The sequence below is a fragment of the Rossellomorea aquimaris genome, assembly GCF_020171925.1.
In the GTDB taxonomy this organism is placed as follows: Bacteria; Bacillota; Bacilli; order Bacillales; family Bacillaceae_B; genus Rossellomorea; species Rossellomorea aquimaris_F.
The window spans coordinates 76,547-94,817 of sequence record NZ_JAIVAR010000001.1; the positions used below are offsets into that span (position 1 = coordinate 76,547).

The 18,271-nt window shown below is 43.9% G+C and carries 19 protein-coding genes and 1 other annotated feature; all 19 genes read left to right on the plus strand.

The features are described from left to right. Positions 1–37: 37 nt before the first annotated feature. The 19 genes from ftsA to LCM10_RS00500 all read left to right on the plus strand — a co-directional run bounded on the left by ftsA (position 38) and on the right by LCM10_RS00500 (position 18,269). Positions 38–1,336 (plus strand): cell division protein FtsA, encoded by a 1,299-nt coding sequence (gene ftsA / locus LCM10_RS00410; RefSeq protein WP_224873866.1) that lies wholly within the window; start codon positions 38–40, stop codon positions 1,334–1,336. Positions 1,337–1,377: 41 nt separating this feature from the next. Beyond that, complete coding sequence (gene ftsZ, locus LCM10_RS00415; protein WP_224873867.1) at positions 1,378–2,535, plus strand: cell division protein FtsZ; 1,158 nt, start codon at positions 1,378–1,380, stop codon at positions 2,533–2,535. A gap of 332 nt (positions 2,536–2,867) precedes the next feature. Beyond that, complete coding sequence (gene spoIIGA, locus LCM10_RS00420) at positions 2,868–3,791, plus strand: sigma-E processing peptidase SpoIIGA (protein ID WP_224873868.1); 924 nt, start codon at positions 2,868–2,870, stop codon at positions 3,789–3,791. Between the two features lie 53 nt (positions 3,792–3,844). Beyond that, positions 3,845–4,564 (plus strand): RNA polymerase sporulation sigma factor SigE, encoded by a 720-nt coding sequence (sigE, locus tag LCM10_RS00425; RefSeq protein WP_224875552.1) that lies wholly within the window; start codon positions 3,845–3,847, stop codon positions 4,562–4,564. 225 nt (positions 4,565–4,789) lie between these two features. After that, positions 4,790–5,566 carry an RNA polymerase sporulation sigma factor SigG gene (gene sigG / locus LCM10_RS00430; protein WP_224873869.1) on the plus strand — a complete coding sequence of 259 codons (777 nt, stop codon included), beginning with the start codon at positions 4,790–4,792 and terminating at the stop codon, positions 5,564–5,566. A 138-nt stretch (positions 5,567–5,704) separates the two neighbouring features. Then, positions 5,705–5,986: a YlmC/YmxH family sporulation protein gene (locus LCM10_RS00435; protein WP_224873870.1), complete on the plus strand. Its 282-nt coding sequence runs from the start codon at positions 5,705–5,707 to the stop codon at positions 5,984–5,986. Positions 5,987–6,044: 58 nt separating this feature from the next. After that, positions 6,045–6,863, plus strand: a complete 819-nt coding sequence (gene pgeF / locus LCM10_RS00440; protein WP_318247457.1) for a peptidoglycan editing factor PgeF — start codon at positions 6,045–6,047, stop codon at positions 6,861–6,863. Positions 6,864–6,867: 4 nt separating this feature from the next. Next, on the plus strand, positions 6,868–7,542 hold the full coding sequence (locus tag LCM10_RS00445) for a YggS family pyridoxal phosphate-dependent enzyme (protein ID WP_224873871.1): 675 nt from the start codon (positions 6,868–6,870) through the stop codon (positions 7,540–7,542). Positions 7,543–7,556: 14 nt separating this feature from the next. Then, positions 7,557–8,006, plus strand: coding sequence for a cell division protein SepF (locus LCM10_RS00450; protein ID WP_224873872.1), 450 nt, complete (start codon positions 7,557–7,559; stop codon positions 8,004–8,006). A gap of 8 nt (positions 8,007–8,014) precedes the next feature. Further along, positions 8,015–8,278 carry a YggT family protein gene (locus LCM10_RS00455; protein ID WP_224873873.1) on the plus strand — a complete coding sequence of 88 codons (264 nt, stop codon included), beginning with the start codon at positions 8,015–8,017 and terminating at the stop codon, positions 8,276–8,278. Between the two features lie 91 nt (positions 8,279–8,369). Further along, positions 8,370–9,137, plus strand: a complete 768-nt coding sequence (locus LCM10_RS00460; protein ID WP_224873874.1) for an RNA-binding protein — start codon at positions 8,370–8,372, stop codon at positions 9,135–9,137. Positions 9,138–9,226: 89 nt separating this feature from the next. Next, positions 9,227–9,742 (plus strand): DivIVA domain-containing protein, encoded by a 516-nt coding sequence (locus tag LCM10_RS00465; protein WP_224873875.1) that lies wholly within the window; start codon positions 9,227–9,229, stop codon positions 9,740–9,742. Between the two features lie 53 nt (positions 9,743–9,795). Next, positions 9,796–10,036: a binding site (T-box leader), on the plus strand. A 97-nt stretch (positions 10,037–10,133) separates the two neighbouring features. Continuing rightward, positions 10,134–12,905 carry an isoleucine--tRNA ligase gene (ileS, locus tag LCM10_RS00470; protein ID WP_224873876.1) on the plus strand — a complete coding sequence of 924 codons (2,772 nt, stop codon included), beginning with the start codon at positions 10,134–10,136 and terminating at the stop codon, positions 12,903–12,905. A gap of 311 nt (positions 12,906–13,216) precedes the next feature. After that, positions 13,217–13,492 carry a hypothetical protein gene (locus LCM10_RS00475; RefSeq protein WP_224873877.1) on the plus strand — a complete coding sequence of 92 codons (276 nt, stop codon included), beginning with the start codon at positions 13,217–13,219 and terminating at the stop codon, positions 13,490–13,492. A 111-nt stretch (positions 13,493–13,603) separates the two neighbouring features. Next, a complete protein-coding gene (gene lspA / locus LCM10_RS00480; RefSeq protein WP_224873878.1) occupies positions 13,604–14,122 on the plus strand; it encodes a signal peptidase II in 519 nt (172 codons plus the stop codon). Continuing rightward, positions 14,070–14,981: an RluA family pseudouridine synthase gene (locus LCM10_RS00485; protein ID WP_224873879.1), complete on the plus strand. Its 912-nt coding sequence runs from the start codon at positions 14,070–14,072 to the stop codon at positions 14,979–14,981. The genes lspA and LCM10_RS00485 overlap by 53 nt, the downstream gene beginning before the upstream one ends. Before the next feature lie 233 nt (positions 14,982–15,214). Continuing rightward, on the plus strand, positions 15,215–15,760 hold the full coding sequence (pyrR, locus tag LCM10_RS00490; protein ID WP_224873880.1) for a bifunctional pyr operon transcriptional regulator/uracil phosphoribosyltransferase PyrR: 546 nt from the start codon (positions 15,215–15,217) through the stop codon (positions 15,758–15,760). Between the two features lie 147 nt (positions 15,761–15,907). Next, positions 15,908–17,239 carry a uracil-xanthine permease family protein gene (locus tag LCM10_RS00495; RefSeq protein WP_224873881.1) on the plus strand — a complete coding sequence of 444 codons (1,332 nt, stop codon included), beginning with the start codon at positions 15,908–15,910 and terminating at the stop codon, positions 17,237–17,239. Between the two features lie 148 nt (positions 17,240–17,387). Continuing rightward, positions 17,388–18,269, plus strand: a complete 882-nt coding sequence (locus LCM10_RS00500; protein WP_224873882.1) for an aspartate carbamoyltransferase catalytic subunit — start codon at positions 17,388–17,390, stop codon at positions 18,267–18,269. Positions 18,270–18,271 lie beyond the last annotated feature (2 nt).

Genomic DNA, 18,271 nt, shown 5'->3' on the forward strand with positions numbered 1-18,271 from the left:
TTGTTCTCATAAACATTCTTTAAGGAGGTGCCATAGAGTGAACAGCAATGAAATATACGTTAGCCTAGACATCGGTACATCCACAGTGAAAGTGATCATTGGTGAAATGTCAAATGATTCCTTGAACATTATCGGTGTAGGGAATGTAGAATCGGAAGGAATCAGAAAAGGTTCCATCGTAGATATAGACGAAACTGTTCATACAATCAAGAAGGCAGTTGAACAAGCAGAAAGAATGGTCGGTCTATCGATCAATCAGGTTATAGTAGGAATTACAGGCAATCACGTTTCTCTCCAGAATTGTCACGGTGTCGTGGCCGTTTCAAGTGAGAATCGGGAAATTGGTGATGAAGATGTGATGAGGGTCATGGATGCGGCACAAGTTGTCTCCATCCCGCCAGAAAGGGAGATCATCAATGTGATCCCAAGGCAGTTTATCGTTGACGGACTTGATGAAATCACAGACCCGCGCGGTATGATCGGAGTCCGACTTGAAATGGAAGGCACCATCATAACGGGATCCAAGACGATATTACATAATACTTTGCGTTGCGTGGAAAAAGCAGGGCTTGAAATTGTGGATATTGTTCTACAGCCACTAGCAGCAGGTTCAGTAGCCTTATCAAAGGATGAGAAGAACCTTGGTGCAGCTCTAATCGACATCGGTGGCGGTTCCACCACCATAGCCGTTTTCGAGCAAGGGCATCTTAAAGCAACGACAGTCTTGCCAGTCGGTGGAGAGCATATCACCAAGGATTTATCGATCGGTTTAAGGACTTCGACCGAGGACGCCGAGAAGATAAAGACAAAATATGGACATGCTTTTTATGACCATGCTTCCGAGGATGAAGTGTTCAGTGTACCGATAATCGGAAGTGATCAACATCAACAATTTAATCAATTAGAAATTTCTGATATCATAGAAGCAAGGCTCGAAGAAGTACTGGACCTCATCAGTCATGAATTGAAAAGGATGGGGATAAGGGACCTGCCTGGCGGATATGTGTTGACTGGTGGTGTAGTTAACCTTCCGGGTGTGTTAGAATTAGCACAAATCGTTTTTCAGAATAGGGTACGGGTTGCGATCCCGGATTATATCGGTGTAAGGGAACCTCAATATACCACTGCTGTCGGTTTGATCAAATATGCCCAGAAGAATGCTAGATTGCAAGGAAGAAGCGTAAGCGCTGAACCTGTTCCGGTAGAAGCCGCTGAAAAGAGGCAAGCAAAACAAACCAATAAAAAACCGAAGCCGGCAAAAGCTGTAGAAGAAACACATGAAGACGATAAAGCGATGTCAAAAGTGAAAAAGTTCTTTGGATACTTCTTTGAATAAAGCAAAGAATCCATTGATTCGACGAGTTAGGAGGATATGTCATGTTGGAGTTTGATACAAATTTAGATTCATTGGCCACAATAAAAGTTATCGGTGTCGGTGGTGGAGGAAACAACGCAGTAAATCGTATGATTGAACATGGTGTTCAAGGTGTTGAATTCATCGCTGTTAATACGGATGCACAAGCTCTTAATCTATCAAAAGCAGAGATCAAGATGCAAATCGGAGGAAAACTGACAAGGGGACTTGGAGCAGGCGCGAATCCCGAAGTCGGAAAAAAAGCTGCTGAAGAAAGTAAAGAGCAGATCGAAGAAGCTCTCAGGGGTGCGGATATGGTGTTCGTTACCGCTGGGATGGGTGGAGGTACAGGTACAGGTGCTGCTCCTGTTATCGCCCAGATCGCACGTGAAATCGGTGCTTTGACTGTCGGTGTCGTGACCCGTCCATTCACTTTTGAAGGACGTAAGCGATCCAATCAGGCAAGTGGCGGAATCGCTGCGATGAAAGAGGGAGTCGATACCTTGATCGTCATCCCTAACGATCGACTGCTTGAAATCGTTGATAAGAGCACGCCGATGTTAGAGGCATTCCGTGAAGCGGATAACGTATTAAGACAAGGTGTACAAGGTATTTCCGACCTCATTGCCACACCAGGATTGATTAACCTTGACTTTGCGGATGTTAAAACAATCATGTCCAATAAAGGTTCAGCGTTGATGGGAATCGGCGCGGCGTCTGGCGAAAACCGTGCTGCAGAAGCTGCAAAGAAGGCCGTTTCAAGTCCATTGCTTGAAACATCCATCGATGGTGCACAAGGTGTTCTTATGAATATCACTGGCGGAACGAGCTTGAGCCTTTATGAAGTCCAGGAAGCGGCAGATATCGTAGCTTCTGCTTCAGACCAAGATGTGAATATGATTTTTGGATCCGTCATCAATGAAGATCTAAAAGACGATATCGTAGTTACGGTCATTGCTACAGGCTTCAATGAAGAAGTCCTGCAGGCTCCAAAGCAGACCCGTCCTACATTTGGAGGGGTTAAGCCAAACCCTGCTCCTCAGCAACAGGTGAAGCGTGAGCAGCCGAAGCGTGAAGAGGTTCAGCAAGAACCTGTCCGCTCTTCCTCCAATAATCATCAGGGTGCCGAGGATACACTGGACATCCCGACGTTCCTGCGTAATCGTAACCGTAGAAGATAAGAATGATAGGATACAAAAAAGATCCCCGAAAAGGGGGTCTTTTTTTTGCGTCTATTTTTCGGACCATTGAGACAGCAGATCTAGATTCAATCACTGATAAAGTGAATCTTTAAACAGTGGGTCGTCTGGATGCAATTCACCCGCGGGTAAAAGGGATGATTACCTCGATTTTTTCACTGCGACATATTTCGTTTCAATCTCTTAAAAGTTTCTCGAACTGGCATACATAAAATGACAAACTTTTAGAGGGGATGTACGATATACTTCCTATAAGTCATTCGAATTCTTATCAGCATGTGCCCGGACTGGATGAAGTTTAAGGAGGGTAGAGATTGACCTTATATTTAGATGTCATCTGGTTACTGAATCTTTTCGTGGATTTTATCTTACTCTGGCTGACAGGGCTGATTCTTAAAAGACAATATGCCCTATGGAGGATTGCGGTTGGAAGCTTGATTGGTTCTGTCATCATCGTGATCTCGTTTTCACCTTTTGCACATGTGGTAGGAAATCCGCTCGTTAAATTGTTGTTTTCACTCATCATGGTGTATTCAGCGTTTGGATTCAAGCGATTTCGTTATTATGCTGCCAATCTACTAATGTTTTATTTTGTCACGTTCTTAACAGGTGGGATCCTCATCGGAGCCCATTACTTTCTAACCTTTGATCCCGGAGCTGAAACGACCGTATTATTAGCAAGCATCAAGGGCTACGGGGATCCGATAAGCTGGGTTTTCGTCATGTTGGCACTGCCCATTGCATGGTACTTCTCGAAAGCGAGGATGGATAGTGTCGAACATGTTAAGATCCAATATGATCAGCTGGTCGATGTATTGGTGAAAATCGGAGAGTTTGAATTTACTGTCAGGGGACTTGTGGACAGTGGTAACCAGCTTCAGGATCCAATCTCAAAGACCCCTGTGATGATTGTTTCCATTGAGGGATTTAAGGAAACTGTACCAGAAGCCGTACATGTACTATGTGAAGAAGCAGAAGATATTTTTTCAGGAAAACGAAACCTGGAAGAACAATGGACCGATCGTTTAAGAATTGTCCCGGCTCAATCGGTTGGAAGGAACAGCCAGTTATTGGCAGCCATTAAGCCTGATTCAATCATGTTGAAGGACCATGAATCCAACTGGCCCTCCAGTGGATTGATCGTTTTTCGACAAGAGCCGCTGTCCGCTGATGATAGCTTCTGTGCCATTGTCCATCCTAAAATGACTGCTGGTAAACCCGTACAGAATGTTTCTTAGTTCAATTATTACTACTATACTCACATCTTAAAGAAATAGAAGGGGGAGCAATGATGAAAAAATTAAAAATGAGAATTCTGTATATCTGGTACAAATTATTAATAAGGTTAGGGATCAAGACAGATGAAATCTACTACATAGGAGGAAGCGAGGCACTTCCACCACCCTTAAGCAAAGAAGAAGAAGAAGTACTTCTCACCAAATTGCCCAAGGGAGATAAAGCAGCAAGGTCATTATTGATTGAAAGGAACTTGAGGCTTGTCGTTTACATCGCAAGGAAATTTGAAAATACAGGCATCAATATCGAAGACCTGATCAGTATCGGGACAATCGGACTGATCAAGGCAGTCAATACATTCAACCCAGAAAAGAAAATCAAATTAGCGACGTATGCATCAAGATGCATCGAAAATGAGATCCTTATGTATCTCAGGAGAAACAATAAGATACGATCTGAGGTTTCCTTCGATGAACCTTTGAATATTGATTGGGACGGGAACGAATTACTGCTTTCCGATGTACTTGGAACGGATGAAGATATCATTACGAAAGATCTTGAGGCAACAGTGGACAAAAAGTTGCTCTTTAATGCTCTCCATCAGCTATCCGACCGTGAGAAACAAATCATGGAGCTACGATTCGGTTTGGTGGGGGAAGAAGAGAAGACTCAGAAAGATGTAGCGGATATGCTCGGCATCTCGCAATCCTATATTTCCAGACTTGAAAAAAGAATCATTAAAAGGCTGAAGAAAGAATTTAATAAGATGGTGTGATTCAAAAGGCTGATCTTCAAATGAGGATCAGCTTTTTTATATGTATATTTTGAGAGATGGAACTGTTTGACCATTCATGCGCAGAAAAAAAATTCTGTCTTTATTTCTAGAATTTGTAAGGGTTTGGAGGATCGGTACACGAGAATCGAAAGGATGAAATGCATATTTTTCCTCTTCAAGGAAATACTGAATTTTGTACAACAGCTCCTGCAAGGAGGGGAAAGAATGACACGAAATAAAGTTGAGATCTGTGGTGTAGATACGTCCAAATTACCAGTATTGAAAAACGATGAAATGCGAGTGCTTTTCAAACAAATGCAAGCAGGCGATATAAGCGCACGAGAAAAGCTTGTTAATGGGAATTTACGCCTTGTCTTAAGTGTAATTCAACGCTTTAACAACCGTGGTGAGTATGTTGATGACTTGTTTCAGGTCGGTTGCATAGGATTGATGAAATCCATCGACAACTTTGACTTGGGTCAAAATGTGCGTTTCTCCACCTATGCAGTACCGATGATCATCGGGGAGATACGTCGCTATTTGCGTGACAATAACCCGATCCGGGTGTCGCGATCCCTACGTGACATTGCCTATAAGGCTTTGCAGGTAAGGGAGAAGTTAATGGGGGAAACCTCCAAGGAACCGACTGCTGAAGAAATCGCAAAGGTTTTGGATGTGCCCCATGAGGAAATAGTGTTTGCGCTAGATGCAATCCAGGATCCTGTCTCTCTATTCGAACCGATCTACAACGATGGAGGAGACCCCATTTTTGTCATGGACCAGCTTAGTGATGAGAAGAACAGGGACTTCCATTGGATTGAAGAAATTGCCTTGCAAGAAGGTATGAGAAGGTTGAATGACAGAGAGAAGTTAATTATCAGTAAACGATTCTTCCAAGGGAAAACACAAATGGAAGTAGCCGATGAAATCGGTATTTCACAGGCACAGGTATCCCGGTTGGAAAAGGCGGCAATCAAACAAATGAATAAGAATATCCAGTGATGCACATGAAGCACGATATCTTGTGCAGGAGACAAGGGCAGATCCTTAAAAACGGGGTCTGCCTTTATTTTTTGCTGCATATATTATTAGTAATATGAAAATCCACTGTCACGAACGAGAATTTGAGGAGGAGATCCCGTGGTACGCATTTCAGAATTTCAGATAAAGGATGTCGTCAATATATCGGATGGAAGGAAGCTTGGAAATATCGGAGACATAGAAATCAATCTGGATACAGGTAGAATCGAAGCGATTGTCATTGGGGGAGGCGGAAAGCTATTAGGTTTTTTTGGCAAAGATGAGGATGTAGTCATCCCATGGAAGAGCATTGTCAAAATCGGTGAAGATGTCATCCTTGTCAGACACAAGGAAAGCCATTATATACAAGGGCAGTTGGAGGAACCCAAAGAATCCTCGTGATAAATGACGAATCTTCGGTTTCTATGGTACACTTGAAAGAAAAGAAGGTGATTCGCTCGTGTCTATAGAGCCTTTTCATAAAGAAGACGAATCTTTTTATGCAATCAAGGGATGGAATGGTAGATTCCCTGGATTGATCGCAGGTATTTCAACACGTCACGGAGGAGTGAGTGAAGACTCCTTCGATTCCATGAATATGGGGCTCCATGTCGGGGACGACCAAGAAAAAGTTAGAGAGAACCGGTCCTTACTGTCGGATTCCCTCGGCTTTCCTTTGGAGAGATGGGTAGGCGCAGAGCAGACACATGGTCATTCGATTTGGGAAGTGACCCCACCGGACATGGGAAAAGGCAGTCATTCCTACGCAACCAGCATTAAGGACACGGATGGATTAATGACAGACAATCGTGACCTCCTCTTGACGATGTGTTATGCAGATTGTGTTCCATTGTATCTTCTCGATGGGCAGACCGGCAGGATAGGAGTCGCACACGCAGGATGGAAGGGAACAGTGGAAGAAATCGGCCCTGCAATGGTAAAAGCATTCATGAAAAAGGGGTCCTTGGTGAAGGACATTGAAGTGGTGATCGGCCCCTCCATTTGTGAAAAATGCTACGTTGTGGATGATCGTGTATTGGATCGGGTAAAAAAAGTACTAGAAGATGAAACCGACTTGCCCTATAATTTAAAGGAAGAGGGGCAATATCACTTGGATTTAAAGAAAGTTAACAAACGATTGTTGCTTCAAAGCGGTTTACAAGAAACACAGATCCAGACTTCTGGTTATTGTTCTTCCTGCAGCAATGATTTTTTCTCCTATCGTAGAGATCAAGGGAAGACAGGAAGAATGATGAGTTTTATTGGCTTGAAGGAGTAGTGAAATGAAAGTTGCAGATAACCTTAAAGTAATAAATGAACAAATTTCCGAGGCGTGCAGCCGGAGTGGAAGGAATCCTGAAGACATTACGATCGTGACTGTGACCAAATATGTGTCGATTGAAAGGGCAGAGGAAGCAATCGAAGCCGGTTTGTCCGACTTTGGTGAGAATAGGGACACGGGTCTCCTTGCCAAATGGGAACGATTGAAGGATCGGCCGAAGTGGCATTTCATCGGGACCCTTCAATCAAAAAAAGTAAAACATGTCATTGACAAAGTATCTTACATACATTCCTTGGATCGTTTGTCACTGGCCAAGGAAATCGACAAAAGATCGGACAAGCCTGTTTCTTGTTTCGTTCAAGTAAATGTATCCGGTGAGGAATCCAAGCATGGATTGTCTCCTGGGGAAGTCGAAGGATTCATCGAAAGTCTTGGTGAATTCCCTCATATCAACGTTATTGGCCTGATGACGATGGCGCCTCATACGGATGATGAAGATTATCTTAGGAAGTGCTTTCGAACATTGAAAGGGCTTCAAGAAAAAATGCGTTCCTTGGAATTTCCACATGCACCATGTACTGAGCTATCGATGGGGATGAGTAATGATTACACAATTGCAATTGAAGAGGGAGCTACTTTTATCCGTATTGGATCAGCATTAGTTGGAAATGACTGAGAGGGGATGTACAAATGGGCATTAAATCGAAATTGAAAACTTTCTTCTTGCTTGATGAAGAAGAATATGATTATGAAGAAGATGAAAAGTTTGAAGATGAATTCGAGGAGAAGAAGAGCATGAAAACGCAATCGATATCTCAACCGAAGCAGAATGTTGTCAGTCTTCAAAGCGTACAGAAATCCTCGAAGGTGATTCTTGTTGAGCCTAGGGTTTACGCAGAAGCACAGGAAATAGCAGATCATTTGAAGAATAGAAGGTCTGTCCTTGTGAATCTGCAGAGGATTCAGCATGACCAGGCAAAAAGGATTGTGGATTTCCTGAGTGGTACAGTATATGCGATTGGTGGGGATATCCAGCGTGTTGGCATGGATATTTTCCTCTGTACCCCTGATAATGTGGAGGTCAGTGGCAATATCTCTGAATTTTTAAAAGAAGAAGATCTATCTGATTCAAGGTGGTAATGTAAATTATGGGATTAGTATTTGAAGTTTTGTCTACACTTATTCAGCTATACTCTTGGGCCCTCATCATCTATATCTTGATGTCATGGTTCCCAAACGCCAGAGAAACCTCCATCGGTCAATTCCTGGCCCGTATTTGTGAGCCATATTTAGAGCCTTTCAGAAGGATTGTGCCGCCGCTTGGAATGATTGATATCTCTCCAATCGTTGCTTTCATCGTACTGAATCTGGCACAGATGGGCCTTAACCAATTATACTTTTGGCTCATTTAGATGAGCATTGAACGTGTAAGTGAAAGAGCTGAAGCGCTTTGTGCCGTTTCAGCTTTTTTCAATTGACCTAAAAGGTTTAGGAGGTTGTCATATGTCGATTTATCAGCATTTCAGGATAGACGAGAAGGAATTTGTCGACAGTGTGCTCGAGTGGAGGGAGCAGGTGGAAGTCCAATATGCTCCGAAGCTAACGGATTTCTTAGATCCGAGGCAGCAGCATATCGTCGAATCAATTGTGGGGCAAAATGAAGAAGTACAGCTCTCCTTCTATCCGGAACGTGCAGAAAGAAAGAGGGCTCTTCTTTATCCTCCCTATTTCCATCCTGAGCAAGAAGATTTTGGTACCCGCCTGTTTGAGATTGAGTACCCAAGTAAGTTTGTTACAATAGAGCATAGGCAAGTGTTAGGGAGTATGATGTCACTTGGCCTGAAACGGGAGAAGTTCGGTGATATCCTATCGACCCAAGGTAAATTTCAAGTCTTCCTTGCCGAAGAGATTTCTGAATATGTCAGGATGGAATTGAATCAGGTAGGCAAGGCGAAAGTGACACTGCAAGCTGTGCCAATTTCAAACATGATCCACTCACAGGAGGAATGGCAGGAGAATGTGACGACCGTAAGCTCACTCAGGCTTGATGCCGTCCTTGCATCGTTTTATAATATTTCCCGTCAGAAGGCGCAAGCCTATATTAAGGGCAGCCTGGTTAAATTAAACTGGAGAACGACCGAGAATCCATCGATTGAAATCGAAGCTGGCGATGTGATTTCTACAAGAGGACACGGCAGGAGCAAGCTCTTATCGATCGAGGGGAAAACAAAACGTGAAAAATGGCGGATAACTTTCGGGATTTTGAAATAATTTAACGAAAAATAAAGGAAATACATCACATGCTGTCGAATTTTTAGTTATAATGAAATTGTAATTCACAAGTACCGGAGGTGGCTTCCATGCCTTTAACGCCATTAGACATACATAACAAGGAATTTAGTCGCGGTTTTCGTGGATATGACGAAGACGAGGTCAATGAATTCTTGGATCAAATCATCAAGGATTATGAAATTCTCATCCGTGAGAAGAAAGAAACCGAAGAGCGATTATCTACTTTGAATGAACGTTTAGGCCATTTTACAAACATCGAAGAAACGTTGAACAAATCGATTGTCATCGCTCAAGAAGCAGGGGAAGAAGTAAAAAGAAATGCAGCGAAAGAAGCCAAACTGATTATCAAGGAAGCGGAAAAGAATGCGGACAGGATTGTGAATGAATCCCTTTCAAAAGCAAGGAAGATCGCGATTGAAATCGAAGAGCTTAAAAAGCAGTCGAAGGTTTTCCGTACACGCTTCAAGATGTTGATCGAAGCGCAACTTGACCTGCTCGATACAGATGATTGGGACCAGTTGATGGAATTTGACTTAGATGCAACAGAGTTAAAAACTCTTGAAGAAGAAGAGACTCTGTCTTGACGAAAGCGGCTTTCTTTTCATATAATTGTAAAACAATCTAAATTGCCATAATACAAATTGCGAAGATAGGGACAGTACGATTCTGCCACAAATCCTATAAAGCGAACCGGGGACGGTGAGAGCCCGGTTAGGAAATAGATTCGGAAGATCACCCTTGAGCTCCGTACATGAAATCTCGGAATACCCGAAGGAGTAATGTATGGCGTTTATTCACGTTACGAATGAAACGAGTGAAAGTGCCCAAGTGGTGCTTTTATGAGGGTGGTACCGCGGGAAAGCTTTCTCGTCCCTTTTTAGGGATGAGAAAGCTTTTTTTGTTGTCATACGTGATTAAGATGTGAAGAAAGTAGTTATGATGGCAAGTAGGATAGATGCTAGAGGAGGATAATAAATGGAGTATAAAGATACCTTATTGATGCCGAAAACGGAATTTCCGATGAGGGGGAATTTACCGAAAAGAGAACCTGAAACACAGAAGAAATGGGAAGAGATGGACATTTATAAAATGGTCCAGGACCGCACGAAAGGCCGCCCATTGTTTGTGCTTCATGACGGGCCTCCTTATGCGAATGGGAATATCCATATGGGCCACGCATTGAATAAAGTTTTAAAGGACTTTATTGTCAGATATAAATCCATGAACGGCTTTCATGCCCCATACGTACCCGGCTGGGATACTCATGGATTGCCAATCGAACAAGCGCTGACTAATAAAGGTGTAAAGCGCAAAGAAATGACCGTCGCCGAGTTCCGTAAACTATGCGAAGAGTATGCGTACGAACAAGTGGATAATCAACGTGTCCAATTCAAGCAGTTGGGTGTACGCGGGGATTGGGAAAATCCATATATCACGCTGAAACCTGAGTATGAAGCTCAACAGATCAAAGTATTCGGCGATATGGCCAATAAAGGGTATATCTATAAAGGGAAGAAACCTGTGTATTGGTCACCATCCAGCGAATCTGCTCTTGCAGAAGCAGAAATCGAATATCAAGATAAACGATCAGCTTCCATTTATGTAGGATTCAAAGTTACAGAAGGAAAGGGGATCCTTGAAGAAGGTACTCAGTTCATCATCTGGACAACGACTCCGTGGACCATTCCAGCGAACCTTGGGATTGCCGTCCACCAAGACCTCACTTATGTAGTGGTTGAAACAGGCGGTACTTCATATGTAGTCGCCGAAGACTTGCTTTCAGATGTTGCAGAGAATCTGGAGTGGGAGCAATATGAAGTAACGAACAAAGTCAAAGGTGCCGATTTAGAGCACATGAAAGCCAAACATCCGATTTATGATCGTGAATCATTGGTCATCCTAGGCGATCACGTAACGACAGATTCAGGTACCGGCTGTGTCCATACAGCACCTGGGCACGGGGAAGATGATTTTCTTGTAGGGAAGAAATATGGTTTGGATGTATTATGTCCAGTTGATGATAAGGGTGTCATGACTTCGGAAGCACCTGGATTTGAAGGGTTATTCTATGATAAAGCAAACAAGCCAATCACTGAGAAGCTTGAGGAAGTTGGGGCATTATTGAAGCTTACCTTCATCACCCACTCCTATCCACATGACTGGAGAACGAAGAAACCGGTCATTTTCAGGGCGACGGCTCAATGGTTTGCTTCAATTGATAAATTCCGTGATGAACTTCTTCAAGCAGTCAAGGAAACCAAATGGATCCCAGGCTGGGGAGAAACCCGCCTATTCAACATGGTTCGAGACCGCGGCGACTGGTGTATCTCCAGACAGCGTGCCTGGGGAGTCCCGATCCCTGTGTTCTATGCCGAGAATGGTGAGGAAATCATCACAGAGGAAACAATTGAGCATGTTTCGAATTTATTCCGTGAGCATGGTTCGAATATCTGGTTTGAAAAAGAAGCGAAGGATCTTCTTCCTGAAGGATTCACTCATGAAGGAAGTCCAAATGGAACGTTCACAAAAGAACAAGACATCATGGATGTTTGGTTTGATTCAGGATCTTCTCACCAAGCGGTGCTTGAAGAGCGAGACGATCTCAAGCGACCTGCGGATCTTTACCTAGAAGGTTCCGACCAATACCGTGGCTGGTTCAACTCTTCCTTGACCACCGGTGTAGCGGTGACAGGGAAAGCACCTTATAAAGGGGTACTCAGTCACGGATTCGCATTAGACGGTGAAGGAAGAAAGATGAGTAAATCACTTGGAAACGTCATGGTTCCTGAAAAGGTCATGAAGCAGCTCGGAGCGGATATCCTTCGTCTTTGGGTAGCATCGGTCGATTATCAATCGGATGTCCGTGTTTCCGACCCGATCTTGAAACAAGTGGCTGAAGTATACAGGAAAATCCGTAACACTTATCGATTCCTATTAGGGAACCTGGCTGATTTCGATCCGAAGACAGATGCAGTTCCTTATGAGGAGCTTCGTGAAGTCGACCAATTCATGATGGTCAAACTGAATGAACTTGTGAAAAATGTGAAGCATTCTTACGACAACTATGAATTTGCAAGCATCTATCACGCTGTCAATAACTTCTGTACACTGGACTTGAGCTCATTCTATCTTGATTTTGCAAAAGATGTCCTTTACATCGAAGCAAAAGACAACGACGAAAGAAGAGCGATGCAGACTGTATTGTATGACGCTTTGGTTGTCCTGACCAAGTTGATGTCTCCAATCCTTTCTCATACTGCAGACGAAGTTTGGGCGTATATCCCAGGTGTTCAGGAAGAAAGTGTTCAATTGACGGATATGCCTGAAGTGAAACAGCTTCCGAACGCAGAAGGGTTGAAGGAAAAATGGAATGCATTCCTTGAGTTAAGGGATGACGTACTCAAGGCTCTTGAAGAAGCCCGTAACCAAAAATTGATTGGGAAATCGCTCACTGCAAAGGTTACTCTTTATGTGAATGATGAAACGAAATCTTTATTGAATTCAATTTCAGAAGATCTTAAGCAATTATTCATTGTGTCAGCCATTGAAGTAGGCGGAGGCGTGAATGATGCTCCAGCGGAAGCACTTTCCGTAGGGGAAAACAGTTTCCTTGTTGAAAAAGCTGAAGGTGAAACATGTGACCGCTGCTGGGTAGTCACTCCAACCGTTGGCGATGATCAAGATCACCCTGAACTTTGTGCAAGATGTGCTTCTGTCGTAAAAGAAAATTATTCTCACTTAGCTTAAGCGAAAAAGCTGGTCCCGGAACACTGGGACCAGCTTTTTTAATTCTCTTGTCGAATTGCTCTGTAAAGCACCCCTAACCATATTCCATGGGGCGGGCACCTTAGGTTAAAATGATTTACAAAAGTAGCAATGGTAACGAATGAACCAAATTTATCATGACTGTACTCGATGGATGGCACTGACATGCAATCATTGACAGTATGGCTCAAATCGTGTCATGACGGCGAAAAGAACCATAATTCCAAAATTACTATATCTTGCAAGACAATCTTTTCAAGTCTTTCCCCCATACTAAGGATGGAGGGATCAAGATGACAAATGACCGCTACACATCCATCATTCAAGAACTCGCACTATCTTTGAAAGAGCTGGAGGAAAGTCAATCTCAACATCCTTTGATACAACATTATATAACCAGGGAGATATCGGATATCAAATATGCACTTCAATTGGCGGATCAACACCGTTATGGCAGGTGCGAAATCAGTGGGGAAGAGATTCCCTTCGACCTTATCAACATGCAGCCCACACTCACTTCATTGAAAGAGGCAAATGAGTGGAGGGAATACGGAAAGATCTCCTATTGACGCCAAGTTTCACACAATCTTTAATAAATGGCCCCGAGTTTAGTGTTTTATTGTATTCTTTGTGCTAAAATGCAAAGGTAATCATTTCTTTACGATATGGAGGTTGCCTTTGTGTTTTATTATTTAGTGGCTTTGATTGTAATTGGATTGGATCAATTAACAAAATGGTTAGTTGTGAAAAAGATGACTGAAGGTGAGAGCATCCAAATCATCGAGAATGTTTTCTATCTGACTTCTCATCGGAATCAAGGTGCAGCATGGGGTATACTCCAGGGGCAGATGTGGTTTTTTTACATTATTACGCTTGTCGTGATTGCCGGCATTGTCTATTACATGCAAGTTCATGCAAAAGGTCATTCCTTGTTCAGCATCAGTCTTGCATTCATGCTCGGCGGGGCGATAGGGAATTTTATTGATCGTGTAGTGAGGAAAGAAGTTGTCGACTTTTTAAATACATATATACTTTCTTACGATTTCCCGATATTCAATATTGCAGATGCAGCATTGACGATTGGAGTCGCATTGTTGATCATTTATATGTACTTAGACGAACGAAAAGCAAAGAAGGAGAAAGAGAATGGAAGTAATTCAGCACATCATACAACAGAACGAACAGGGAGAACGAATTGATAAGATTATCAGCGGATTGAATGAAGAATGGTCCCGTTCCCAAGTCCAGCAATGGATCAAAGAAGGTCATATCAAGATTGATGATGAAAAGGTCAAGCCTAATTTCAAATGTCCGATAGATTCGACAATCACCATTACGATCCCCGAGCCTGAAGAATTGGATGTGGAGCCTGAGGATCTCGACCTTGATATCACGTATGAGGATTCAGATGTCATTGTCGTCAATAAACCTAAAGGGATGGTCGTACATCCTGCTCCCGGGCATTATACCGGTACGATGGTCAATGGACTCATGCATCATTGTAAAGATCTTTCTGGCATCAACGGCGTTTTGAGGCCGGGGATTGTCCACCGGATCGATAAAGATACATCAGGACTATTGATGGTGGCGAAAAATGATCATGCGCATGAACATTTGGTCAATCAGTTAGTAGACAAGACCGTCACACGAAAATACACCGCCATCGTCCACGGAACGATTCCGCATGAATACGGAACGATTGACGCTCCGATCGGAAGGGATCCCAAAGATCGTCAAAGCATGGCTGTTGTTGATAACGGGAAGAATGCCGTCACACATTTCAGGGTCATTGAGCGATTTAAGGATTTCACGTTGGTGCAGTGTGAACTGGAAACCGGTAGAACGCACCAGATCAGGGTGCATATGAAGTATATTGGATATCCCCTAGCAGGAGATCCCAAATATGGTCCAAGAAAGACTCTATCAATCAATGGACAGGCACTGCACGCAGGTGTATTGGGCTTCGTGCATCCAAGAACGAATGAATACATGGAGTTTGAAGCCGAACTGCCAGTTGAGTTCAAGGAACTACTGATTCAATTGCAAAATAAACATTGACAAAACAAAGAACTACCTGTACTATTTAGTTAATTGAATAACACCTTTAATACGGTCCCGTGAGGCTGAGAAGGAAGAGTGTACGACCAATTTTTTTGGCGTGCAATGTTACTAACGATACGTTTACCCTCTCATCTCTACGGTGAGAGGGATTTTTTATTGAATCACGGAATGATCAGTGTTATTTATGAGGAACATGAACGAAAACGACGATTCAGAAAAGAGGTGCACGAATGACAGCGAAAGCGACAGTCTTAGACCAACCAGCGATCCGAAGGGCACTTACCCGAATCGCTCATGAAATCATCGAACGGAACAAAGGGATTGAAAACTGTGTCCTTGTCGGCATCAGGACGAGAGGGATTTACATTGCGAACCGCCTTGCAGAACGGATCCATAGCATTGAAGGTCAGGAAATCCCCGTAGGCGAAATTGACATCACATTATATCGGGATGACCTTAGTAAGAAAACCGAAGATAATGAGCCTGAAGTCAAAGGATCGGACTTACCGGTTGATATCACGAATAAGAAAGTGATCCTTGTCGATGATGTCTTGTTTACGGGAAGAACCGTAAGGGCAGGACTTGATGCACTGATGGACAAGGGACGCCCAAGTCAGATCCAATTAGCGGTCCTTGTTGACAGAGGTCATAGGGAACTGCCGATCAGAGCAGATTTTGTCGGGAAGAATATTCCGACATCAAGCTCGGAGAAGATCATGGTTTCCCTGTCGGAGGTCGACGGCGAAGAACAGGTGACAATACACGAAAATGAATAATGCAGCATCCTTTTAAGAGTGGTCCAGAGAGGCTGACAAAGGATGGGAGATTGAAGTGCGCACAAATGGCCTTCTTATACCCTCTTTGTACCCTCTTGCAGGACAAAGAGGGTTTTTTGTTGAGAAACATCCAAAGGAGGAAAAAAAATGAACGAAAATCAAAAGATTGTACTTGATATAGAAGATAGACCGAATCCGGGTAAATGGCTCATGTTGAGCATACAGCATCTTTTCGCCATGTTCGGGGCGACGGTACTCGTACCATTCCTGGTGGGGTTGAGCCCTGGAGTGGCACTGATCTCAAGCGGACTCGGTACACTGGCGTACCTCTTGATAACGAAAGGAAGAATACCGGCATACCTGGGATCATCGTTTGCATTCATCGCACCGATCCTTGCAGCGAAAAGCTTCGGAGGTCCGGAGGCTGCAATGGTCGGAAGCTTCCTGGCAGGTATTGTATATGGGATTGTGGCACTACTCATCTCAAAACTTGGTATCAAGTGGTTGGTACACATCCTGCCACCGGTTGTCGTCGGTCCTGTGATCATGGTAATCGGTCTCGGCTTAGCGGGTACTGCGGTCAACATGGCCATGTATGAAAATCCTGGTGCCGAAGAATTGGTCTACAGCAATACACATTTCATGGTGGCACTGGCGACACTTGCCATCACGGTAATCTGCTCGATCTACTTCAAAGGATTTTTAGGGATGGTTCCCATCCTAGCCGGTATCGTGGGAGGCTATACAATCGCGATCTTCGCAGGACTGGTTGATTTCCAGAAGGTAATGGATGCGCCGGTCTTCCAAATGCCTGATTTCTTTATCCCATTCGTAGACTATACCCCAAGCTTCTCATGGGAAATCGTCTCCATCATGGTTCCTGTCGCGCTTGTGACACTGGCAGAACATACAGGGGATCAGATGGTATTGAGTAAAGTGGTTGGACGGAACTTCATTGAGAAACCGGGACTTCACCGTTCAATCTTGGGTGACGGGGTCGCAACCATGATTGCTTCCATGCTCGGAGGACCGCCAAATACGACATATGGAGAAAACATCGGAGTGTTGGCCATCACGAGAGTATTCAGCGTATTCGTCATCTCAGGTGCCGCGGTGCTTGCCATCACATTTGGATTCATCGGCAAGATCACAGCGTTAATCGGTACGATTCCACAAGCGGTCATGGGTGGCGTATCAATCCTATTATTCGGAATCATCGCTTCAAGCGGACTGCGCATGCTGATCGATAATAAAGTCGATCTTGGAAATAAACGAAACCTAGTGATTTCTTCAGTCATCCTTGTAATCGGTGTAGGCGGCGCATTCGTAAAAGTGAGTGATGAAGTATCCTTATCCGGGATGGCACTGGCTGCCATCGTAGGGGTCGTGCTTAACTTGGTCCTGCCTGGCCGTACTGAAAGTGAAGGAAAGAACAATCTCTTCGAAGAAGAAATTTCTTCAAAGAATGAAGTTGCATAGAAACACCTTTTAAGTTAGTCCAGAGAGTCTAAAAGGGTGAACATGAACATAGCTGTGTGAGCAAAGGCTCCCAGTTCTCTTGAAGTATGTTCAAAACACCCTGTCCACTCTAGACAGGGTGTTTTTTTATAGAATAGGGGGCTCTAAGATGAAGAGTTTGTTGACGATGAATGACCTGACGAAAGAAGAAATAATCGGCATCCTTGATCAGGCCGAAAGGTTTAAGGAAGGGGAAACGTGGAGCCGCGGAACTCATAAAACTGTCGCCAATCTTTTCTTTGAAGCGAGCACCAGAACGAAATGCAGCTTTGAGATGGCCGAAAGGAAGCTTGGCCTTGAGGTCATCCCTTTCGAAGCCCATACATCAAGTGTCCAAAAAGGTGAAACCCTCTATGATACGGTTCGCACGCTGGAGGCGATCGGAGTGGAGACGGTGGTCATCCGACACACGATGGAACGCTACTTCGATGAACTCAAAGGCTTGAAGACAAGGGTGATCAACGGAGGAGATGGATGTGGGAATCATCCAACGCAATGTTTACTGGACCTATTGACCATCCGCCAGGAATTTGGTGGCTTCGAAGGTCTTCAAGTGGCGATCATCGGCGATATAGCACACAGCCGTGTAGCGCGATCAAATGCAGAAGCACTGGAGAAACTGGGAGCCGAAGTGGTTTTCTCGGGGCCGCGGGAGTGGTTCCCTGGGGAGTATCAAGAGCGCTTTATGTCGGTAGATGAAAGTATATCGACCTCGGATGCCGTGATGCTTCTGAGAATCCAGCACGAACGTCATCAAAGCACATCCAACTTAACAAAGGAAGAATATCATAGAAGCTTCGGCTTGACCGAAAGCAGGAAAGAAAGAATGAAAGAAAATAGCATCATCCTTCATCCAGCCCCAGTCAACCGAGGCGTGGAAATAGCGGATTCACTAGTAGAGTGCGAACAATCTAGGATTTTCAAACAGATGGAAAACGGAGTGTACGTCAGAATGGCCGTGCTGAAGCGGGCATTCGAGATTAACGAATAGGG